This is a genomic window from Coxiella endosymbiont of Amblyomma sculptum (genome assembly GCF_009883795.1).
In the GTDB taxonomy this organism is placed as follows: Bacteria; Pseudomonadota; Gammaproteobacteria; order Coxiellales; family Coxiellaceae; genus Coxiella.
This window is the reverse complement of record NZ_CP033868.1, coordinates 118,327-142,239: the sequence shown is the minus strand read 5'-3', so window position 1 is coordinate 142,239 and position 23,913 is coordinate 118,327. Positions and strand designations below refer to the sequence as shown.

Here is a 23,913-nt window from a genome sequence, read left to right as displayed (position 1 = left end):
GAAATAATACGAAAAGGAAGGAATATGCATCTAAAGACTATAGTCGAATTAGGAAAGGATCTGCGCGAAAAGAAAATATCAAGTGTGGAGCTTACACGACATTTCCTTAATCGAATCAGAAAACTCAACCCAATTCTAAATTGTTTTATAACTGTAAATGAGGAACAAGCTATAGCGCAGGCTAAAACGGCTGATAAAATTTTAGCTAAAGGGGAAGAAAAACTTCTTACTGGAATTCCAATTGCCCACAAGGATATTTTTTGTACCAAAGGTGTCAAAACCAGCTGCGCATCCAAAATGCTCGAAAATTTTATTGCTCCTTACGACGCAACTGTTGTAGAGCGTTTGAAGATAGCGGGAACAATCTTAATCGGTAAGACCAATATGGATGAATTTGCGATGGGTTCCTCTAATGAAAACAGTTACTATGGATCTGTTAGGAATCCATGGGATACCAGTCGTGTTCCTGGTGGGTCTTCAGGAGGTTCTGCGGTCGCCGTAGCAGCTCGGATGGTTCCAGGAGCAACCGGAACCGATACGGGGGGTTCTATTCGTCAACCTGCTGCTCTGTGCGGCGTTACTGGGATAAAACCCACTTACGGGCGCGTATCTCGACATGGTATGATTGCCTTTGCTTCGAGTTTAGATCAAGGGGGGCCATTAACCCAAACGGCGGAAGACTCCGCCTTACTTCTCGGTATTATAGCAGCCTACGACAATAGAGATTCTACCAGTATCGAAAAAAAGACCCCTAACTACACGTCTGCTTTAAAAAGACCGCTAAAAAATCTGAGAATTGGATTGCCTAAAGAATATTTTAGCAGAGGATTAGATACAGCTGTAGTCTCGTCTATTGAGATTGTACAAAAAGAGTTTGAAAAAATGGGCGCTGTCCTAGTTGACATAAGTTTACCTCATACAAACTACGCTACACCAGTTTATCATGTACTCGCTTCTGCTGAATGTTCTTCTAATTTAGCGCGTTACGATGGTATTCGTTACGGACATCATTGTGCCGATCCCATCAACTTAGAAGATCTTTATAAACGTTCACGTACCGAAGGTTTCGGTTCTGAAGTTAAGCGTCGCATTATAGTAGGTACTTATATGCTTTCGACAAGATACTATGACTCTTTCTATCTAAAAGCACAAAAAGTTCGCTGTCTCATTAAAAATGATTTTGTAGAAGCATTTAAAAAAGTGCACACCATCTTAACTCCTGTAACACCTACTCCAGCCTTTAAGCTGGGTGAAAAAATAAAAAATCCTATTGATATGTACTTATCGGATATTTACACCATCTCTGTTAATCTTGCTGGGCTTCCTGCTATCGCATTTCCATCAGGATTTATTGATCAATTGCCTATTGGGGCTCAATTGATTGGAGACTATTTCGAAGAATCGCTGTTGTTAAATATGGTACATCGTTATCAACAAGAAACCGATTGGCATAAAAAATTACCGAACGGAATTGAATTGGAATAGCGTAGGATGGAATGGAAGTCTATTATTGGTTTAGAAGTACACGTACAATTGCGGACAAAATCGAAAATTTTTTCCGGTTCTCCTACAGCTTATGGGTCTGAATCAAATACACAAGCCTGTGCAATAGATCTGGGATTTCCTGGAATTTTACCTGTCCTAAACAAGGAAGCAGTTAGATTAGCAATTCGTTTTGGTTTATCTATTCGAGCGGAAATTGCAAAGCGTTCTGTTTTTTCTCGAAAGAACTATTTTTATCCCGATCTGCCAAAAGGCTATCAAATAAGTCAGCATACTTTGCCTATTATTAAATCTGGTTACTTAGATATTGAAACTAAGAAAGGAGTTTTTAAACGTATCAGAATTGCTCGTGCGCATCTGGAAGAAGACTCAGGAAAATCCATTCACGTGGATGGTTATTCCGGTATCGATTTTAATCGTGCAGGTATGCCTCTATTGGAAATTGTTTCCGAACCGGACATACACTCTGCTGGAGAAGCATTGATTTATCTAAAAACTTTACATACGTTAATCCGTTACATTGGGGTTAGTGACGCTAATATGCAAGAAGGCGCTTTTCGCTGCGATGTCAACGTCTCTTTAAATCCGAAGGAGGAAACAAAATTCGGAGTACGAACGGAAATTAAAAATATAAATTCATTTCGATTTGTTGAACGCGCAATTCTTTTTGAAATTTCCCGTCAAAAAAAATTGTTGAAATCCGGAAAAAAAATTGTACAGGAGACTAGATTCTACAACTCAGTTCACGATAAAACTCAATCAATGCGCACTAAAGAAACAGAACATGACTACCGATACTTTCCAGACCCAGATTTATTGCCTCTTGAAATCACAGAAGAATTTATCAGTTCAATCGAGAATGAACTTCCTGAATTGCCAGAGGAAAAACGCCACCGATTGCAAAGTAGTTACGATTTGGACAACTACAGTGTCACATTGCTTACTCAAAGTATAGATGTTGCCAACTATTTTGAAAATTTATTAAAAATAAACAGTTCAATTTCCCCGAAGCTAATCGTCCGTTGGATTACTGGAAATCTTGCAGCTGCTTTAAACAAAAACAACCTTGAAATCAGTAAAAGTCCAATCAGTGCCGAAAAATTATCAGGACTTCTGCAGAGAATCTCGGATAATACATTGTCTATCGATATGGCAAAGAAAGTTTTCGACATTATGTGGAACACAAAAGAGGAGGCCGATGTTATCATTAAACGTCAGAGACTTAGAAAAATAACAGATATCGGGGATCTGGAAAGAATTATCGACACAGTCATCTTGAACAACCCCAAACAAGCGGTTGAATTTCGGTCAGGTAAAGTTTCGTTGTTTACTTTTTTTATTGGTCAGATTATGAAAGCTACTTCAGGTAGAGCTGACCCCAAGCAAATACATGCTATATTAAAAGAGAAATTGTAGTCTACTTTATTAAAATTTAAAACAGAAAACAACACAAAGTCCACCCTTCTCTATCATAATCATAGAAGAATTAAAAAGAAGAATTAAAAAACTCTGTAGTAAGTTTATTGTAGTGTTTATTTAGTGTTTCCACCACAAAGTGTCGTACCCAGGTAAATCTTTAATCACAACACCAAGAATGGCCAGTTGATCGCGAATCTTATCAGCAGATTTCCAATTTTTATTGCGTCGCACTTTATTACGAGCATCAATAAGCATTTCAATTTTTTCTGCATCTGGTGTCTTAATTTCCTGTAAAAATCGTTCAGGAGAATAAGTCAACAGACCAAAGACACTGCTCAAACGTTTTAGTTCTATTGCCAATATTCCCGCCTTTTCTATTAGATTCGCATTGCGCAGTCGATTCATTTCTCGAACCATAGCAAACAAAATTGAAAAAGCAATTGGCGTATTAAAATCATCATCCATAGCTTCGTAAAATTGATTAGTGTATGCGGAAGTTTCTCTTTCTCCCGCTAGTAGAGAAGGAAGCCCGTACATCCCTAAATAAAACCGCTCTAAAGCCAAATAGCTATTTCTCAAATTTTTCTCAGAATAATTTACAGAACTACGATAGTGACTCGACAGCAAAAAGTATCGTAATGTTTCTACATTATTATTTTCCAGTGCTTCTCGAATCGAAATAGTATTTCCCAAAGACTTTGACATTTTTATTTTATCAATTTCTAAAAGTCCTAAGTGCATCCATAAATTCACAAACTTTTTTTCTTCGGCGGCTTCCGATTGCGCAATCTCATTCTCATGGTGAGGGAATTTAAGATCTAATCCCCCTCCATGAATATCAAAAGGCTGCCCTAAGCGACTACTCGACATCGCAGAACATCCAACATGCCATCCTGGACGACCTTCTCCCCAAGGAGATTTCCATCGAGGTTCTCCTAATCTAGCTTGTTTCCATAAAACAAAATCTAACGAACTGTGTTTTCCTATATTGATCGACACCCGCATTCCGCTTCTAGTATGGAATTTATCAAGATTTCGACGCGATAACTTACCGTATTCAGAAAATCTACAAACGTTAAAGTAAACGTCTCCGTTTTTCCCAATATAGGCATACTGCTTCTCAATCAATTTTTCTATAATTTTAATAACTTCTGGAATGTGCTGTGTTACTCGAGGTTCAATATCAGGTGGCAGAACACCTAATTTTTTTTCGTCTTCGTGTAAAACTCGAATAAATCTTTCCGATAAATCCTCTGGATTCTCTTTAAGGACTTTAGCGCTTTTGATGATTTTGTCATCAATATCAGTAATATTTCGAACGAAAGTAACTTCGTATCCACGCATTCGCAAATAACGAACAACCATATCAAAAGTAATTAATGAGCGAGCATGACCGATGTGGCTATAATCATAAACAGTAATTCCACACACATAAATTTTTACTTTTCTTGCTTCAATAGGTCTGAATACTTCTTTCTTTTTCGTAAGACTATTGAAAATTTTCACCGACAAACCTCTCGTAATCGCTTATATACAATTCGATCGTCCATCAATATGATCAATTTAGATAATTCAGGACCATACACCGCTCCTGTCAGAGCCAAACGCAAAGTACGATATAATATCTTCTCGTTTAAAATTAACAAGCTTTGTACATAATCGATAACAGATCGCAAGTTTCTACCAAATTTCTTAAACCCTTCCAAAGCTACTTCGCAATAGTGTTTCTCTGTCTTCTGTAGTTTCTCTCGAATAGTAGTCAAAGGAAAATTTCTATCGAAACAAACAGTTGCCCAATAGTCGACATCTTGAGGGAACATTACGTTGGGCTTTATTGTCTCTAAAAATACATTAAATTTACCGTTCGGAATTTTCGATTGCAATACTTCTCTGCTTCCCATAATCCATTTCCAAAAGCGATTCTCTGACAATTGTGCTACAGCTTTCTTTTGCCAATAGTTCAGTTGTTTAATGTCGAATGTGGCAGGAGATTTATTAAGATACTCAACATCAAATTCTTTAGACAAATCGAATAACGACAAAAGTTCATTGCTCTTGTAATAATTTCCTAAACGGGCCAAACAGTTTATTATTGCTTCGGGCAAATAGCCTGTTTCACGCAGATTTTTAAGACTATAACTCCCATAACGTTTAGATAAAGGGATACCGCCAAGCTCTATAATTAACGAAGTGTGCCCGTAAACAGGGATAGGCAATCCTAATGTTTGTAAAATTAAAAGTTGTCTTGGAGTGTTAGGTAAATGATCTTCTCCGCGCAATACATGCGTAACTTTCATCAAAGCATCGTCAATGGCATTACAAAAAACAAAAGGTGAAATACCATTAGCCCTATGGATAATAAAATCTCCAATATCATTGGTATGATATTTTTGTTTGCCTCTAACAAAGTCAATAAAAGTGACTTCTTCGTTGTCGGGTACACGAAAACGCACAGCAGGACGTAATCCTTCAGATAATTTTTTTTCTATTGTTTCCGAAGATAAGGAACGACAAGTACCAATATAACGTTGCGGATTTCCAGACAACTTTTGGATTCTACGAGAAAACGTCAATTGCTCTTCATTACAAAAGCAAAGATACGTACATTCCATATCTTTTAATTGTTGGTAGTAGCTGTTATAAAGCAATTGCCTTTCAGATTGACAATACGGACCATTGCCTCCATCTTTATCGGGACCTTCCTGCCACTTCAACCCCATCCAATACAAATCTTCTTGTAGACTTTTTCTAAACGTATCTCTTGAGCGTTCAATATCAGTATCTTCGATTCTGAGCAGAAATACCCCTTTTTTACTTTTTGCAAGCAGAAAATTAAAAAGGGCTGTTCTAATATTCCCAAGATGCATAAGACCAGTGGGGCTGGGACAAAAACGACTCTTAACCATTATACTTTTCAAGACACATCATTATGACAATTTTTAATTATTTTTCCAATATCCGTTGGTACGGCGTAATTAGAAAACTTACTTTCTTTAGTGATGCATCATATAAACTCTAAATATTTTTATTACGAGGGTTTGTTTGTTCGGAAAGTGAAAACGAATAGGAACAATTAATAATAAACCCTAGTAAAATTACAATAAAGTGTAAAATCAACAAACTCTACTCGTTTTCGATAATATAATTCGAAGGTTTCTTCGAGGTCCATAACATCTTTTCTTTAACGTACGGAAAGAAAAAACACCAAATTAGTAACTTTGTTCTCTCAAGAACAGATCGTGATTTTGTAATAGAAAAACGATCTGCAAAAAATACAGAAGTGAATTTAATAGAAGATTCGACAGTTATTTTCATTATACGAAAAATCCGTTTTGCCATCGGTACAAAACAGCGCGGTATTTTTTATTAGATAATTTCTCGCAATTCGTTTTCCTTTTACGTTAATTTCCATCTCGCGCGTTGATAATTAGCGTCTTGATTTCTTTAACGGCTTTAATTAATCCAATAAAAACGGCACGGGAAATAATACTATGACCGATATTTAATTCACCAATTACTGGAATAGCTGCAATGGGTTGAACGTTGTACACCGTTAAACCGTGTCCAGCATTCACCGAAAGACCTAAACTATGCGCATAATTTGCTATGGAAACAATTCGTTCCAATTCTTTTCTTTGATCATAAAGAGTCCTTGCATTGGCAAAACAACCTGTATGAATTTCAACAGTAGAAACTTTACAAGACTTCGCAGCGTCAATTTGCGCCTTAACTGCATCGACAAATAGAGATACCTTCTTAATACCTATATGTGCGAGACGAATGCAAACTTTTTCGATGTTCTTTTCTTGACCAACAACGTCTAAACCTCCTTCTGTCGTTAATTCCTCTCGTTTTTCGGGAACAAAACAACAATATTCAGGTTTTACTTCTTCAGCAAATTGTATAACAGTTTCCTCTACTGCCATTTCTAAATTCAGTGGAACCTTCTTCTTCTCCAATTTTCGTTTCAGATTGCGTATATCGTTTTCTTGGATATGACGCCGGTCTTCACGTAAATGCAAAGTAATAATATCGGCACCGGCTTCAACTGCAATTAGGGCCGCTGTAACGGGATCCGGATAGTTGGTCTTTCGTACTTGTCGTAATGTAGCCACATGATCGATATTTACACCTAAACGAACCAAAGTAATGTGCTCCTTTTCTTAATTTATTATCTACGGGAATTTTGACCTGCAGTAGATAGATCTTAGCGCAGCAATTTCTGAGTTTTAAGGGGATTTTTTCCAAGAAAACCCCTCAACACCAGACGCATTAAACGTCTAATTTCTCTGACCAGAATTTTATCTGAGAACACTTCCTCTCGCAAGGCGAGCAGACTTTTTCCTGAAAATACGTCTAATTTTCCTCGTCCTTTATTACAAGACAAAAATCCTTGGCCAGGGATGTACTGATAAAATTGATTCTCCTCGAATGGGATTCTTTCAATATCACAGTCTAAAGACAATCCATACCCAATTTGTTCTAATAGCTGCTTTTCAAAAATTCGCAAAGAAATGTCCACATATCCTCTAGATAGTTGGTCTAATGCGTTCTTATAATAATAGAATAAATAATTGTCCGGATCGTCCAAATGCAAAAAACGTAATACTAATTCATTTAAATAGAAACCACACAATAAATCTGTTCCTTCTAAAAAATATGGAATTTCATTCGATTCCACTGCCCCTAAAAATTTTAAGTTTTCTCGACCCGACCAAGAGATAAGAAAAGGAGAAAATAATTCTAATTTTCCCTTATATCGAGAGTTTAGTCCTCGAGCACTTCGTGCGAGAACAGAAATACGTCCGTAATTTAGGGTTAGGAATTCAAGAATCAGACTCGTATTTCCGTACAATTTCCGATGCAAGACAAAAGCAGGCTCTAAAACAACACGACGCACTCACCAAAACTCCCAATATAAAAGATTTCTAATCACAAAACGTATTAAAATCTTGTTTCCACCGCATCGGATAATTATTCTCTCTCAGTTTAACCCATAATTGTAAAAATATTTTTTTTCTGAATAATTTTTCCATATCAACACGCGCGGTTATTCCAACTTTTTTAATCCATTTTCCATATTTTCCTATTACAATTCCTTTTTGCCCTTCTCGTGCAACCCAAATCACAGCCGAAATACTAAGCATCTTTTCTTCTCGTTGAAACATTGAAATCGTTACTTTCAAAGAATAAGGAATTTCTCGATGTAAAAACCGCATAAGTTTTTCACGAATTGTTTCAATTGCCAAAAATTGATCGTTACGATCTGTAGTTTGTCCTGGAGAAAAACAGAAGAATGATTTTGGCATCTGATCGTTAATCTTCTGTTCTAAAATTCCAACTTGATCACCAGTTTTCACAGAAATAGGAATAATTGCACTAAACGGATGCAAAAAAGAGGTTTTTTTAATTAAAGGTAACAATTCTGAAAAGTTTTTCATGCGGTCAATTTTGTTTATAACTAAAAAAGTAGGTGTTGTAATGCTCTGAAATTGCAGTTGTTTTAATACTAAAACATCCTGTTCGTTCCAATAAGGTTCAATAACAAAAATAATGAGATCGACACCTTGTAGCGTCTTCCAAGAAATGTAATCAGAGCAATTTTTGTCATTTTCCAAATGAAACCCTGGAGTATCGATATAAGCTACTTGAATATCTCTAAAGGTTTTTATTCCTAGGATTTGGCAGCGAGTAGTTCGAGGCTTACAAGACGTGATGCTTATCTTAGAACCTACTATCCGATTGAGCAAAGAAGACTTGCCTACATTGGGTCGACCAATGATAACAGTATATCCAAAATGAGTAGAATCTCGATTTTTCACTCTCTTATTCCACTAATTCTAAAAAACGTTCAGCAGCGATTTGCTCTGCTCGCCGTCGTGTGGTGTTGGTACCCTCCGTTCTATAAGATAATCCTGCAATAAAACAAATGGCTGTAAAAATTTGCTTGTGCGGTTCTCCTTTTATTAATACTTCATAAGTAGGGAGAGGCAACTTTTTAGCTTGCGACCATTCTTGCAAACGTGATTTAGCATCTTTCCTTGGAATCAACATGGATAGATTGTTTATACGTCCACCGTACCATTGTAGTAGGCAGTGATAACATTTTTCTAATCCAGCATCAAGATAAATGGCGCCAACTACGGCTTCTAAAGCATCCGATAAAATTGACAATCTTGTTCTTCCGTTACCGCGTTCGCCCGTTCCTAAAACCAAATTTTTATCAATTCCTAAGTCAATCGACAACTGCGCCAGCACATCACCGTTAACAATGGAAGCGCGCATTTGAGTTAATTCTCCTTCTCTTGCTTTAGGATATTTTTGGTATAACTCTAGTGCAATGACAAAACCTAAAACGGCATCTCCTAAAAACTCCAATCGCTCGTTGTTGGGTGTCCCAACACTTCGGTGACTTAAAGCCATTCGTAGCAATTCAATGTTATCGAATTGATGATGCAAACTTCGCATCAACACGTCAAGTGTGCTCATAATTTTTTTAAAACGGAAGAGTTAGGGCAATCAAAGTCAATTATGACTCATAATTTCATTACAGTACATTTCCAATCCGATTCCATCGAACTCGTTTACTTGCAGAATCCCAACTGAACCAGATCCTGAAAGCTTTTCCAATTAAATTGTGTTCCGGAACAAATCCCCACTGGCGGCTGTCATCGCTGTTATCTCGATTATCACCCATTACGAAATAATGTCCAGAAGGAACTTCTAAATCGCAATAATTAGCTTCTCCTCCGAGAGATTGGAGGCAGATTTTATGTTTGATACCGTATAATTCTTCTTCTTTTACAAAAACTACAGGATATAAGAATTTCTCCCATATATCTGTATTATTTACTGTATAAAGAAGTTTTTGCTTTTGTCTCTTACCGTTGATATACAATTGCTTATTTTTATAAACGACGTGATCGCCTGGTAGTCCAATAACACGTTTAACAAAAATAATTCCCGGATTTTTAGGCCATTGGAATAAAATAATTTGTCCTCTCTCTGGTTTACCAACAGGGAGAACTTTTTTGTTAATCACGGGAAGACGCAATCCATAAGAAAACTGTTCTACTGCAATAAAATCACCCGGCATAATTGTAGGCTCTAAAGAGCCTGTGAGTACATAATAAGGTTGAATTATGAAAGACCGTACTATCCAGACAATCAATAAGGTGGGAAAAAAAATTTTACTATATCTTAATAAGATAGATACGGATTTCGAACACTTACGTTTTCTAAGGAAAAGAAAATCGAAACAAACAGCCGTTCCAGTCAATATCATAGCAATTGTCAGATAAAAAGAAAAATCAAATATCATTTTTTATTCCCAAAATGGTCAAAAACATTTCTTGAGAGACATTTACTTTTCCTATTCGCCTCATACGTTCTTTGCCAGATTTTTGTTTTTCTAGTAATTTATGTTTTCGTGTCACGTCTCCTCCACGACATCTGGATGTTACGTTTTTTCGTAACGCCTGCACTGTAGTGCGGGAAATTACTCTAGAACCGACCGCTGCTTGAATAACCACTTCAAACATTTGTCGTGAAATCAAATTTTTAAGCTGTTCTGTTAATTGGCGTCCTCGTACATAAGCTTGGTCTCGGTGTATAATAGTTGCCAAAGCGTCTATACTTTTTCCGGAAAGTAAGATATCCAATTTTACCAGATCTGCTTTTTTGAAATGACCAATACTATAATCTATAGAAGCGTATCCACGACTTACAGATTTTAAGCAATCAAAAAAACCTAGTATTACTTCACTTAATGGAACTTCGTATCTTACCGATACCTGATTTCCTAAATACAATAATTCTTTTTGAACGCCGCGTTTTTCTGCACACAACTTCAGTACCGCGCCTAAAAATTTGGAAGGTACTAGTATATTTAACACTGCAATGGGTTCTCGAATTTCAGAAATTTCAACAGTTTTAGGAAATTGATTTGGATCACCAATATACAAAACTTCGTTTTTTTTAGTTACAACCTGATAGTTTACTGTAGGTACCGTAGCAATCAATCTGAGATTGTATTCTCGTTTTAAACGTTCTTGAACAATTTCCATGTGAAGCATACCGAGAAAACCACAACGAAATCCGAATCCAACAGTATTCGAAGATTCTGGTTCATAGGATAAGGCTGGGTCATTTATACACAATCTAGTAAGCGCTCTCCGAAACGATTCATATTGATTAGGTTCAACAGGAAACAAACCAGCAAACATTCGAGGTCTCACCTTTTGGAAACCAGACAGAGGAATTTTTATAGGATTTTTGGCGTGCGTTAGCGTATCCCCCACAGGGGCGCCGAGAACATCTTTAATTCCAGCGACTACAAATCCTACCATACCAGATTTCAACACTTTTAAGATTTGGTATTTTGGTGTAAAGCACCCTATTCGATCGACATAGTAATTTTTTCCTGTCGAAAAAACTTTGATTTTATCTCCTTGAGATAAGGAACCTTCCTTGATTCGTACTAAGGACACTATTCCCAAATAGCTATCAAACCAAGAATCAATAATCAAAGCTTGCAATGGCGCCGTAGAATTTCCTATCGGTGGAGGGATAGAAAAAATAATTCGCTCCAGCAATTCCTGTACTCCTCTGCCTGATTTAGCGCTTACAGAACTTACTTGGATAGCGTTACGTATTTTGCAACCAGCAACATCTTCAATTTCTTCGATAGTACGTTCGGGATTTGCTTGTGGTAAATCAATTTTATTTAAAACCGGTAATACTGTAAGCCCTTGTTTAATAGCCAAACGATAAGTTTCTACTGTCTGCGCTTCTACACCTTGGGTAGCGTCTACTACCAACAGAGCACCTTCACAAGCTGCCAACGACCGGGACACTTCATAAGAAAAATCCGTGTGTCCTGGAGTATCAATACAATTCAATTGATAAATAGTGTCATTTCGAGATCGATAAGACAAGGAAACACTTTGAGCCTTAATAGTAATTCCACGCTCCCGCTCAATATCCATTGAATCCAATACTTGATCTTTCATCTCGCGATCAGTTAGTCCACCGCAAATACAAATGAATCGATCTGCTAATGTAGATTTACCGTGATCGACGTGTGCGATAATTGAAAAATTTCGAATAAATTTTTGAAAAATTGTGTCTGCCCAACTACTGTATTGTCGTTTTTGACGGACGTGGATGATAACACAAACTTTCAGAAGTTGTCATGGATACCAACTTGTGGGAATTTTCATTGTTCTTTATTCTTAAGCATTTTTTGCTAAGTAGTAAAAATGACCTAAAACTTAAAATTCAATGCGCGGTTCCCCTATACCTCCCTTCTTAGACTTTAGGTTAGAGCGTGTAGTTTTATTACATTGTCTTTATTTTTTTTATTCTATCTCGTCTCTCGGCAGATAACCCATCCCCATTCCGAGGACTTTACCGAAAATTCTTCACAGACACAATAACCTATAACAGACACTAACTTTTCCTCGTAATAGACCAACGGGACAGCATTCCGCTGCCAAACCGGAATTTTCCATTCTCGCATCAGTTCTTTTAACAAAGAACTCTTCTTTCTTCCTACAGGAGAGCATTGTTCTCCTCCTTTTCGAAAACGTATCGTCACTTGACAAGTGCGAATCGCAGTTGTGATTCCTACACCTTTTCTTTTTACAGCTTTTAAAACACCTAAATTCGCAGGGAGCATCAAAAGTTCGCAGAAACTCCATGGAATGACTAAGTTAGTATTCCAATGTCGCAGAACATTAGACAAATATAGTTCGTCGTCATACCGACGAATTTCTACATTCCCATAAGTAAAAATAGGATTCGCGCCTCTCGTTGCTTTCAGTACATCTTTTTGTATCTGTTCTAATTGTTTGGTCTGCGGGACAAGAAATCCCTTATGGGCAATCCATCTCCGCAAAACATTTTTTTGTCGTGAGGAAGTCAATTGTAACAGCGGTTTGATTGCCAATTTCATACCGTTTTGTACAGTCAGTAAATCGTTATCCGCCAACTGATCAAGCAAAATAGCTGCTTCGGCACAATGACTTGCCGATCGGGAAATAATTGGAAATGCTTTAGACCATCGCTTCTGTAGAATGGGTAATATTCTGTGACGCAAATAGTTTCGGTTAAACCGAAGTTCCAAATTCGTGTCATCTTCTATCCAATGCAAAAAGTTTTTTTCAGCATAATCCTGCAATTCGTTTCGACAAAAATTTAGCAGCAAACGCAATAAATAGCCGGAACCTAATTTCTTTTTTATCGGCATAGAGCTCAACCCCTTAATACCTGCCCCCCGCATTAATTGCAATAAAAAAGTTTCTGCCTGATCATTTTGGGTGTGTGCTGTTAGAATATTCTCGTCCTCGCGAATAACACGACGAAATATCGCATAACGAGCCTCCCGAGCAATTTTTTCAATACTCCGACCCGGAAGAATTTCTAATTTCACTCGCTCCACTTGAACAGGTATCCTTAGTTGTTCACAAACACATCGACAATGTTGTTCCCAAAGTTTTGATTTTGAACTAAGACCGTGATTAATGTGTAGAGCTTGTATACGTAAAAATGGATTTTTCTTGAGACACTCGCTCATTACGTGCAAAAGAACATGAGAATCCAAACCTCCACTGTAGGCAATATAAAAACGGAAATTGCTAGTAAGTGTGATCAGTTTCTCGAAAATTTTGTTTGGACTAACCATATGAACCATAATTCAACCATCGTTTGTAACGCCTTTCCAAAAGGGCATCAATAGACTCAGACTGTAAAGCGGAAAGATGTATTTGCAATCGTTTCTTAAGTATTTCTGCCATAGCGTCAACATTACGATGCGCTCCTCCAAGCGGTTCTTGTACTATTTCATCAATCAAATTCAATTTATAGAGCCGTTCTGAAGTTAGCGCAAGTGCTTCAGCAGCTTCCCCTGCTTTTTCAACATTTTTCCACAAAATGGAAGCACAACCTTCTGGAGAAATTACTGAATAATAAGCATACTGCAACATCAACGTGCAATCTCCCACTCCAATAGCCAGTGCACCTCCGGAACAACCTTCACCAATTATAATACATATAATCGGAATTTTTAGTTGTGACATTTCATAAATATTTCTGGCAATGGCACCGCTTTGATTACGTTCTTCAGCATCTATACCGGGATAGGCTCCTGGAGTATCGATTAAAGTGATGACTGGAATTGCAAATCGTTCAGCAAGTTTCATTAATCGTAGTGCTTTTCGAAATCCTTCAGGTTTTGTCATTCCAAAATTTCGAGAAATTTTTTCTCTAGTAGTTCGCCCCTTTTCCTGGCCAATGACCATGATCGGTTTGTTCTCTAGACGCCCCAGACCTCCAATTACACCAGAATCATCTCCATAATAACGATCACCATGCAATTCATCAAAATCCGAAAAAATCTTTTGAAGATAGTCGACAGTGTGCGGGCGTAGAGGATGCCGAGCTAATTGAACAATTTGATACGCTTTCAAAGTAGAAAAGATTTTTTGCGTTAATTGGGCACCTTGTGCTTCCAAATCAGAAATTTCTTCGGAGAAATCAACTTCTTGTCCGGTATCTATACGATGCAATTCATCTATTTTTCCCTGAATCTCTGCGATGGGTTGTTCAAAATCTAAATAATCCAAATTCATAATTGAATTCTATTACAACATCCGAAAAAAAATAACAATCGAAGAAGAAATTTTTCTCACTGTCCAATTAAAAATCCAGATTTTGAAGAAAAAACTGATACACAAGAACGTATAAAAGGACACAAAGCGCTACTTCGAGACTAACAGAAGTAAAACAGATATCACAATTCTATGTTTATAAACAATATCTCTAAATTTACGAAATAGAATTGCAAATAAAACAGCTGCTATTTTAGCGTTTCTAAAATTTTTGTTCCGGAAGAACAGCACAAGATCTCTTGTATAGCCTGCCTAGGATCTAGATTTTCGTGAAGAATACGATAACTTTGTTGTACAATAGGCATATCAACTTTATATTTTTTCGCAAGAATCCAAATTTGATTCGCATTGTGTAATCCTTCGATCGATTGTCCTACACATCGTTCGGCATCTTTTCTGCTTATGCCTTTGCCCAATGCCAAACCAAATCTTCGATTACGCGATTGATTATCTGTACAAGTAAGAACCAAATCTCCCAATCCAGCCAGCCCAATTAGAGTTTCTTGCTTTCCTCCCAAAGCTTTAACTAGACGACCCATCTCGGTTAATCCCCGAGTAATTAAAGCAGCTCGAGCATTCGCACCTAAAAACAACCCATCACTAATTCCAGTTGCAATAGCTAATATATTTTTTACACTTCCACAAATCTCAACACCCACTAAATCACTATTTTGATCTATTCGAAAATAAGGACTGTGTAATCGCTTAGTCAAGTCACAAGCAAAACTTGTGTCGTTACTGGCTATTATTATCTCGGTCGGCAATCCAGCGGCTACTTCGGTAGCAAGACTTGGACCTGATAGTACCGCAACAGGTATATGGCCTAACTTCATTTTAACAACTTCGTGCAACAAATAATTATCGATGGAAATTCCTTTAGTTCCCCAAGCAATACGTATACGAGAATGCATATAAGGCTTAATGTTCTGGATCACTGTTTGAAATGCGAAGCTAGGTACGACAATCAATATATCATTTACTCCTTCCAGACTCGCTTTTAAATCATGATAAACACACAAAGATTTTGGGAAGGGATAATTTGGCAAATAACGATTGTTAATGCCTTCTAATTTCATTTCTCGCACATGTCTTTTTTTATAAGACCAAAGCCGAACAATTTGCTCTTTACGAGACAACAGAAGAGCCAGAGCCGTCCCCCAAGATCCAGCACCAAGAATAGTTAAAGGGCAATTTTTCATAATTCAGTGCACGCGGTCCCTATCACGTTCTTTAGAGCGATTGTGCTGTTCCAAAAGTAAGTCGAAATTTACTGGCGCCAAATAAAGATGTGGAAAACCTCCTCGAACAACCATATCTGTAATCGCTTCTCTCGCATACGGATAGAGAATATTAGGACAAAAACTTCCCAGCATAGGTTGCATTTGATCCTCAGGAAAATTTTTTACGATGAAAATTCCGGCCTGAAAAATTTCCGCTATGAAAACAGTCTTTTCTTTTATTTTAACTGTAGCTTTCACGGTCAAAACTACTTCGTGATTTCCGCTCCCCAGATCGTGTGTTTTAGTAGTTAAATCCAGATCTAATTCCGGCTTCCATTCCTCAAAGAAGACTTGTGGGCTGTGTGGAGATTCAAATGACAAGTCTTTTACGTACAATCGTTGTATCGCGAATTCGGGTCCGCGATTCAACTGACTAGCATCTTTGTTTTCTGCCATCTGATTTTCTTTCTTTATAAACGCTTGCAAAATTGTTTTACCACAGGCATATGGGAATGTTTCCATGTATCCATACCACCAGAAAGTATATGAATTTTTTGAAAACCTTGTCTGTGTAATTTTTTTACAAAACGGGAAGATTTATAACCAGTCGCACAAACGATAATTAAAGAATGTTGTCTGTATTGATTAATCTTTTTTAATTTCTCATCTTCCAGTGTAGAAATATTGATCGCATGAGTAATATGTCCTTTTTCAAAGGATTTAGAGTCACGAATATCAATAACTACAGCTTTCTCATTATTGATTAACCAAACTGCTTGTGAAGGTGTTAAACGGATTTTGGTATTGCTGTATACATCTAAAATACATAAAGCAATCAACGCAACAGAGAATTCTGTAAGCAAAATCCAATGATTAATAGAAAATTGAAGAAATTGTTCCATAATACTGGTACGGTCATAAATTCTTTAAGAGTATACTTGATTCAAAGAAGAGATGTAAGAAATTCCTTTTTGCTAAATCCTGACAGCAGTCCGCTATCGCGTCGTCGTAGGTAGTGATGAAAGTCAACTGTTTACAGCATTAATTCTTTTACAAATAAGAAAATATCCGAAAAAAAGTTTCTTTTTTGCTATCCGGTAAGTCTGTAAGAGTTACAGTTGAAAAACCTAGAACTTGATAAAGTTTTTTTATTTCTAAATTGTTAGCGTTTGACAATTTCTGTAAATGACGTTTGATTGTTCCTAAATCTCCGCGACTGATTGGCCCTGTTAAGGACTTCGAAGTCGATCGCGAAAATTCAAGATTGTCCAAAGTACTTTTCATTAAATTTAAAATTATTTCAAATCCATCTTCTTCTGTTATCTCAGAATTTTTTAAGCAAGATAAAGATTTATCATATAAAGTAACCAAATAATTTGAAGCAAAAACGCTCGCGATATGACAGATACTCTTATCTTGTTTATTAATAGGATAAATTGAGTAATTTATCATCCCAAACAGAGAAGATAGTAAACTTAACGATTTTTTGTCTCCTTCAAAAGTACAGGAATACACACGGTCACTATTTTTATTCTTAGGAGGTATAAGAAAACTGCGCATAGGATGTACACTGGCGATGTAGCAATCCCGTTTCTTTACAGAAGTCAACAAATCTGATGAAAGAGAACCGCTACAATGTAGGACGATACTGCCTCTCTTAAGGTTGCAACTCTTTGCTAAATCCTGACAGCAGTCCGCTATCGCGTCGTCGTAGGTAGTGATGAAAGTGATATCGGATGACGGCAATTCTCGAATACTCTTAAAAGCCATTCCTTGTCCGATATAGGTTATTGCTTCTTTGGCGCTCTCTAATGAGAGATTATGCACACCCTGAATAACAGCTGCTTTTTTGTCTACGATTTGTTTGGCAATAGTCTTTCCAACTCGTCCAGCACCAATGAAATTTATTTTTATAGATACAGACATTCAATCAAATTATCTCATCTCTGTAAGAAAATCAAAAAAACTACAAATTGTTTAACTGTTTTGTACTCCGATTCTATATTCAAAAATCTGCTTTTCTCTTCCCATTGCAACGGAAAAAAGAAAAGAGTTTGTACAGTTCGCTCAATTTCCCTTTCTTTAACTAAAATACACAATTCTTATAAATTATCATATTGAATTTTGGAATATGCCTCGAAATAATTTTTCGAAATTGGTAAAATGATTGCGTTTTTAGAAAAAATGTCTAACAAAAGAGGTGTTAATGCATTTTTCACCCAACAAACTCAAAAAACACCCCATAAAACCTATGGTACTTATTATTCTTGATGGATTTGGTTTCAGCAAAGTCGAAAAATCAACCCATAATGCAATTCGGCTTGCTGATACACCAACCCTAGATGCGTTATGGACGAACTATCCTCATACTCTATTGAGAGCTTCAGGAAATGCAGTAGGTTTACCCAAAGGGCAGATGGGTAATTCAGAAGCAGGGCATCTCCATATTGGTTCCGGCAGAAAAATTCTTCAAGATTTAACTCGGATTGACAAGACTATATCGACTGGAGAATTTTTCAAAAACCCTATTCTTATTGAGGCCATTAAAAAAACCAACCAACAAAATAAATCTGTACACATTATCGGACTGCTGTCGAACGGAGGGGTACATAGTCGAGACACACAAATTTCAGCGATGATCAAATTAGCGTACTGCCAAAAGGCGAAAAAGATTTATCTACACGCTATATTGGACGGTCGTGATACTCCACCGAAATCAGCAATCTCTCCTGTTAGAAAAATTGAAGAACAATTTCGTAATTACTCCTCCCGGTTTCTTTCTTCGAAGAAATCCCAAATCCCTCAGGGAAAAATCGCATCCCTTATTGGACGATATTATGCTATGGATAGAGACAAACACTGGAATCGAACGAGAAAAGCGTACGATTTACTAACTCAAGGAATTGCTACTCGCCATACTGATACCGCTGAAGAAGCCTTATCTCTTGCTTATGAACAGGACGAAACCGATGAATTTATTAAACCCACCAGCATCCACGACAAAGAAAATCCTATAATTGTGCAAGATGGCGATACTATTGTATTTATGAATCTGCGGGGAGATCGCGCTCGACAACTCACGAAAGCATTTGTTGAAGAACACTTCACAGGATTTGAAAGAAAAATAGTACCCAAACTTACACAATTCGTAACTCTGACAACGATCTGTACAACACATCCCAATGTTTCCGTTGCGTTTCCATCCTTCCAACTGAACAACACACTAGGTGAATACTTATCTACACTAAAACTTCGACAGCTTCGAATCGCAGAAACGGAAAAGTATGATCACGTCACTCGTTTTTTAAATGGAGGTCAAAAAATACCTTTCCCAGGAGAAGATTGGAAGTTAATTCCTTCACCTAGAGTACCTACCTACGATCTTCAACCTGAAATGAGTGCTAACGCGATAACTGATAATCTTGTAAAAATAATTAAAAACGGTATATACAATCTTATAGTCTGTAATTTTGCCAACCCCGATATGGTAGGTCATACCGGTAATAAGATCGCTACCCAGATAGCCGTACATACCGTCGACAATTGTCTAAAACGTATTCTTAAGGCACTTCAATCTGTCGGTGGCGAAGCTTTAATTACAGCCGATCACGGTAATGCAGAAAAAATGTTTGATGAAAATACAAGACAACCCCATACAGCTCATACCAAAAATCCAACACCGTTGATCTATGTAGGAAGAAAAGTCGAATTCCAAAGAGAAATTGGCGCTTTGTATGATGTAGCACCAACTTTACTGTTCCTTATGGGAATTGAACAACCATCTGAAATGACAGGACGCAATCTAGTCTTTCCGAAATAGAATAGAACAAAAAAAAGATTTCGGGTTTTCTATTTTTTCACACACTCTACTCTAGAGTACGAGCCCAATTGATTTGTCGGTCTTTATTAAGCATTAAGCAGCCCATATTTCAACAATCGTTCCATAAGAGACAGAGATTCCGGAATTTTGTCTTAGATAAATTAAATAGCTACTTGAGCTTTAATAGACGGGTAGGGATCATAATCAATAATTTCAAAATCAGAAAATGCGTAATCAAACAACGAAGTAGATTTTCGTTTTATTACTAACTTCGGTAACTTACGCGGCAAGCGCAGCAATTGTTGGTGAATTTGATCAAAATGACTATTGTAAATATGACAATCACCCCCAGACCAAATAAATTCTCCCACCCCCAAATTACATTGTTCAGCAATCATATGTGTTAATAGTGCATAAGAAGCAATATTAAATGGAACTCCCAAAAAGGCGTCCGCTGATCTTTGAATTAACTTACAAGAAATCAATCCGTTAGCTACATAAAACTGAAACAGAAGATGACAGGGCTGCAAAGCCATTTGATCTAGTTCAGCCACATTCCAAGCGCTTACAACCAATCGACGCGAATTGGGATCAATTTTTATGGTTTCAAGAATCCATTTCATTTGGTCAATAACTCGACCGTTAGCACATTGCCAGCTACGCCATTGTTTCCCATAAATAGGTCCTAATTCTCCATTTTCATTAGCCCATTCATTCCATATAGTAACACCGTTTTCGTTTAGGTAACGCACATTCGTATCACCTTTTAAAAACCATAATAATTCGTAAATAACACTTTTCAGATGAACTTTTTTTGTCGTAACCAAAGGAAACTCCTTTTGTATATTGAAACGCATTTCGTAACCAAAAATACTTCTTGTTCCAACACCAGTTCTATCTTTTCTGTCGACACCATATTCTAAAATAGAATTCAAAAAATCGAGATATTGTTGCATTTCTGATTCACATCGAAAGTATAAAATTGTTCAAACTAAAAAATTCGAATGCTTTTTTATAACCATATTAATAACAAGAAAATCAACCTTTTCCTTAACAAGGAAAGGAACAGAAGGAGATTAGAGAAGAAGAATTTTTTGTCTACTACCAAGTACAACCCCCCAGAAGTTCATAAAATTTCGTAATGATGACGAGACAAAAGCCTAATCGTTTAAAACATCCATCTCTAAGTACAATCAGAGGCGGATACAAAAACTAAATACTACCTTACCTAATTAAATAACAACGCCCATGAGATTGTACAACGCACTTTCATCAATCCAAAAACTACTAAACAATCGTGTGCTTCTTGAGATACAAGAACGCTGTATAGTGGTTATGCATCTCGCGAAAAAAAGAACCAATAATGATAATACTTCCTCTTTCACTCCTTTCTAAAAGGACCAATCTAAACTTTATCTTCCTGCGCGAATCAAACTACCTAAACCCGCTTCTTCCAAAGCATTTTCCATGTAAAGACGAATGTCTTTAGGATCGTCCATTTTCAGAACTTCTTCTAACAATTCTTTAGATTTTTTCAATGAGAAATTACGAATAATCCATTTTACGTGCGGTAGTATTCTAGCATTCATGCTCAATGTATCAAACTCCATTGCCAACAATAAAACCACAGCTACAGGATCACCCGCTATTTCTCCACAGATACTAACCGGTTTGCCAGCCTTATGACCTGCCTTTACTACAACTTTTAATGCCTGTAAAACCGCTGGATGCAATCCATCATAAAGATTTGCTACTCTCGGATTGTTTCGATCAACAGCCAATAAATACTGGATTAAGTCATTACTTCCAATAGAGAGAAAATCCACTCTTTTTGCCAAATTATAAGCCTGATAGATTGCCGCTGGAACTTCTATCATTAACCCAATTGCTGGAAATTTAGTGCTTACATTCTCTTCAATCAATTCTTCGTGTGCCTGATTGATCATACGAATGGCCATTTCCACCTCCCTTACTGAGGTAATCATTGGTAATAGTACGGATAGATTGTTTAATCCTTCACTAGCATGCAGCATAGCTCGTACCTGCGGTAAGAAAATTTCTGGATGATCCAAAGTAACTCGAATTCCTCTCCATCCCAAAAAGGGGTTGTCTTCTTCTGTAAAGAAATAAGATAAATTTTTATCACCTCCAATATCCAACATACGCATGACAACCGGGCGAGGAGCAAATGTATTCAGCAATTTTCGGTATGTAATTCGCTGTTCTTCCTCGCTAGGAAACCGATCGCGAATCATAAAAGGCATTTCAGTACGATATAACCCTACACCTTCAGAACCTACACTTAACGACAAACCCCCGTCAATAGCCAATCCTGTATTGACATAAAGTGCTAATACATGTCCATCAGTTGTTTCAGCAGGTAAATCACGCAATGATCTCAATTCTTCATCAATTTGTTGTTCCTCGTGAACCAATGTTTTAAATTCTTTTTCAATTGCAGACGAAGGCGATAAGTAGATTTGTCCATTGTACCCGTCCACAATAAGTTCTTGTGAGGACAGTCTAAACAACGGAGCTCGCACTCCCATCACAGCTGGAATTCCGAGGGCTCGCGCTAAAATGGCTACATGGGAATTATTCGAACCAGTTCCTGATATTACACCCTTTAAACGATCAAAAGGCACTTCCATTAAGGAAGAAGGTGTTACTTCATCACTCACCAAGATTGTGTTTTTAGGGTATTCCAACTTTTTTCTTTTTCTGAATTGCAAATGACTCAGAATCCTACGACCCAAATCCCGGAAATCTGCGGCACGTTCTCGTAAATACGAATCTTCTAAAGCTTCAAAATGAAGTACATGTCTCTTAACAACACGTTTTAATGCTCCCTGTACCCATTGTCCTTCCTGAATGTTAGAAACTACTTCATCGATAAAAGTGCGACTGTCAAGCAAACGAAGATAAGCGTCAAATAATGCATTTTCAGCTGCACTAAGAGAGTGTTTAGCTCTTTCTTGCAATTTGCAGATCTCGTCACGTGCCGCCGAAAGAGCGGTTCTAAAGTCAGAAATTTCTGTTTCTGTATCTGTAATTTCTTGATCAGGAACCGCATCCAAATCCGCTGGTGGATAAACGATTATAGCGGTTCCAATAGCTACTCCAGAAGAACTAGGTATACCAAACAAAACCGTTTCTGTTTTTTTACAGCATCGTTTTTGCTGGGCTCCCAGTTTTTCCAATGCACCCTTAGTTCGAGCGTGGGCAATTTCAGAAGCCAAGTGGATAGCAACAGTAACACATAACGCTTCTTCTTCTTCGGCAAAAGGACCGCTCTTCCACTTTTGAACTATTAATACGCCAAGCAATTCTCCTTGTTCAATAATAGGAATGCCTAAAAATCCATGATATTCTTCTTCGTTTAATACAGGATGGCGTTTAAAACTAGGATGTAGGGATGCGTCTGCTAAATTAATAGGTTCTTCTCGTTCTCCAATTAATCCAGTTAATCCTTCTCCAAATTTGAGTCGTATTTTACCTATCTGTTTGGTGTTTAGACCTTGGGTAGCCATCAGAACGTATTCTCCATAGACATCATCGCAGATAAAAATACTACAAGCGTCAGCGGGTAAAACTTCGCACAATCTCTTAACTACAAGTGCTAGCGCTTCTTCTAGATTTTTGGCAGCATTTACTTCTTGAGTAATACGACGGAGGATTGTTAGCATCATAATTCGAATAAACTCGAAAAACTCTTGAATGTTACTTCTAAGATTCTACGATTCTCCTTACATATAGACATTCTAAAACAGAGACCTCACTAATTTTAGTTCTAAATTCAACCCTAATAAGCTCCTTTCACAAAGGAGTTCTTTCTTTCGATAAATAATATAAAAACTTTTTTCTTTTACACAAAAACGTTTGTACGTTTATTTGCACAACAAATAAACAAGGGGGAATAGCGATTTGATTCGGTTTGCGTAGATACAAAATTCGGAAAATTATTAGGATTTTCACTTCGTCTCTGTATTGTGTTGTGCACCTACGAAACAATTCTTTCTTTCGCTACGCTCGTACTGTACATTCGAGATTTACGCTCTACTTTTTTATCTGGATCTATCATGTTATTTTAACCGATTGTCAATTCTCTGACACTTTTCACAATTTGTTTGCAGGAAAATTTTTTATTGGTAGAATGGTCTGTTTACAGATCGTCTTAGTTGTTTCTCCACTTGAAATCCACACTAAAACACATTATCTTGTGTACGATCAAAGAAAAAAATCTATATATTGTAGAATCTTGGGCGCTGATGTTGAAAAAATT

The 23,913-nt window shown here is 37.1% G+C and carries 19 protein-coding genes; 3 read left to right on the top strand and 16 right to left on the bottom strand.

Annotated features, from left to right (window positions below):
• Positions 1-24 precede the first annotated feature (24 nt).
• Both gatA and gatB read left to right on the top strand, forming a co-directional pair.
• A complete protein-coding gene (gatA, locus tag EGQ50_RS00620) occupies positions 25-1,485 on the top strand; it encodes an Asp-tRNA(Asn)/Glu-tRNA(Gln) amidotransferase subunit GatA (RefSeq protein ID WP_159747676.1) in 1,461 nt (486 codons plus the stop codon).
• Between the two features lie 6 nt (positions 1,486-1,491).
• The gene (gene gatB / locus EGQ50_RS00615; RefSeq protein ID WP_159747674.1) at positions 1,492-2,919 is read left to right on the top strand and encodes an Asp-tRNA(Asn)/Glu-tRNA(Gln) amidotransferase subunit GatB; all 1,428 of its coding nucleotides are present in this window, start codon (positions 1,492-1,494) and stop codon (positions 2,917-2,919) included.
• Positions 2,920-3,039: 120 nt separating this feature from the next.
• Here gatB and cysS read toward each other — a convergent pair whose 3' ends face one another.
• The 14 genes from cysS to EGQ50_RS00545 form a co-directional block, all read right to left on the bottom strand.
• Complete coding sequence (cysS, locus tag EGQ50_RS00610; protein WP_159747672.1) at positions 3,040-4,434, bottom strand: cysteine--tRNA ligase; 1,395 nt, start codon at positions 4,432-4,434, stop codon at positions 3,040-3,042.
• A complete protein-coding gene (gene gltX / locus EGQ50_RS00605; RefSeq protein ID WP_159747670.1) occupies positions 4,425-5,828 on the bottom strand; it encodes a glutamate--tRNA ligase in 1,404 nt (467 codons plus the stop codon). The genes cysS and gltX overlap by 10 nt, the downstream gene beginning before the upstream one ends.
• Positions 5,829-6,323: 495 nt before the next feature.
• Positions 6,324-7,067 carry a pyridoxine 5'-phosphate synthase gene (gene pdxJ, locus EGQ50_RS00600; protein ID WP_159747668.1) on the bottom strand — a complete coding sequence of 248 codons (744 nt, stop codon included), beginning with the start codon at positions 7,065-7,067 and terminating at the stop codon, positions 6,324-6,326.
• Positions 7,068-7,129: 62 nt separating this feature from the next.
• A complete protein-coding gene (gene recO, locus EGQ50_RS00595) occupies positions 7,130-7,822 on the bottom strand; it encodes a DNA repair protein RecO (RefSeq protein ID WP_159747666.1) in 693 nt (230 codons plus the stop codon).
• 28 nt (positions 7,823-7,850) lie between these two features.
• Positions 7,851-8,744, bottom strand: a complete 894-nt coding sequence (era, locus tag EGQ50_RS00590; RefSeq protein WP_159747664.1) for a GTPase Era — start codon at positions 8,742-8,744, stop codon at positions 7,851-7,853.
• Between the two features lie 4 nt (positions 8,745-8,748).
• Complete coding sequence (rnc, locus tag EGQ50_RS00585) at positions 8,749-9,411, bottom strand: ribonuclease III (RefSeq protein ID WP_159747662.1); 663 nt, start codon at positions 9,409-9,411, stop codon at positions 8,749-8,751.
• 58 nt (positions 9,412-9,469) lie between these two features.
• A complete protein-coding gene (gene lepB / locus EGQ50_RS00580; protein ID WP_159747660.1) occupies positions 9,470-10,243 on the bottom strand; it encodes a signal peptidase I in 774 nt (257 codons plus the stop codon).
• A complete protein-coding gene (gene lepA, locus EGQ50_RS00575; RefSeq protein WP_159748418.1) occupies positions 10,233-12,089 on the bottom strand; it encodes a translation elongation factor 4 in 1,857 nt (618 codons plus the stop codon). The genes lepB and lepA overlap by 11 nt, the downstream gene beginning before the upstream one ends.
• Before the next feature lie 197 nt (positions 12,090-12,286).
• Entirely contained in the window at positions 12,287-13,615 is a 1,329-nt protein-coding gene (tilS, locus tag EGQ50_RS00570; protein WP_159747658.1) for a tRNA lysidine(34) synthetase TilS, read from the bottom strand.
• Positions 13,599-14,552 (bottom strand): acetyl-CoA carboxylase carboxyltransferase subunit alpha, encoded by a 954-nt coding sequence (locus EGQ50_RS00565; RefSeq protein ID WP_159747656.1) that lies wholly within the window; start codon positions 14,550-14,552, stop codon positions 13,599-13,601. The genes tilS and EGQ50_RS00565 overlap by 17 nt, the downstream gene beginning before the upstream one ends.
• A gap of 227 nt (positions 14,553-14,779) precedes the next feature.
• The gene (locus EGQ50_RS00560; RefSeq protein WP_159747654.1) at positions 14,780-15,790 is read right to left on the bottom strand and encodes an NAD(P)H-dependent glycerol-3-phosphate dehydrogenase; all 1,011 of its coding nucleotides are present in this window, start codon (positions 15,788-15,790) and stop codon (positions 14,780-14,782) included.
• Positions 15,791-15,793: 3 nt separating this feature from the next.
• The gene (gene secB, locus EGQ50_RS00555; RefSeq protein ID WP_159748416.1) at positions 15,794-16,267 is read right to left on the bottom strand and encodes a protein-export chaperone SecB; all 474 of its coding nucleotides are present in this window, start codon (positions 16,265-16,267) and stop codon (positions 15,794-15,796) included.
• A gap of 14 nt (positions 16,268-16,281) precedes the next feature.
• Positions 16,282-16,713, bottom strand: a complete 432-nt coding sequence (locus tag EGQ50_RS00550; protein WP_159747652.1) for a rhodanese-like domain-containing protein — start codon at positions 16,711-16,713, stop codon at positions 16,282-16,284.
• 148 nt (positions 16,714-16,861) lie between these two features.
• Positions 16,862-17,737, bottom strand: coding sequence for a Rossmann-like and DUF2520 domain-containing protein (locus EGQ50_RS00545; RefSeq protein ID WP_159747650.1), 876 nt, complete (start codon positions 17,735-17,737; stop codon positions 16,862-16,864).
• A gap of 280 nt (positions 17,738-18,017) precedes the next feature.
• Here EGQ50_RS00545 and gpmI point away from each other — a divergent pair, with 280 nt between their 5' ends.
• Entirely contained in the window at positions 18,018-19,631 is a 1,614-nt protein-coding gene (gene gpmI, locus EGQ50_RS00540) for a 2,3-bisphosphoglycerate-independent phosphoglycerate mutase (RefSeq protein WP_159747648.1), read from the top strand.
• A gap of 161 nt (positions 19,632-19,792) precedes the next feature.
• Here gpmI and thyA read toward each other — a convergent pair whose 3' ends face one another.
• Both thyA and ptsP read right to left on the bottom strand, forming a co-directional pair.
• Positions 19,793-20,587 carry a thymidylate synthase gene (gene thyA, locus EGQ50_RS00535; RefSeq protein WP_159747646.1) on the bottom strand — a complete coding sequence of 265 codons (795 nt, stop codon included), beginning with the start codon at positions 20,585-20,587 and terminating at the stop codon, positions 19,793-19,795.
• Between the two features lie 456 nt (positions 20,588-21,043).
• Entirely contained in the window at positions 21,044-23,317 is a 2,274-nt protein-coding gene (ptsP, locus tag EGQ50_RS00530; RefSeq protein ID WP_179958521.1) for a phosphoenolpyruvate--protein phosphotransferase, read from the bottom strand.
• Positions 23,318-23,913: the final 596 nt, after the last annotated feature.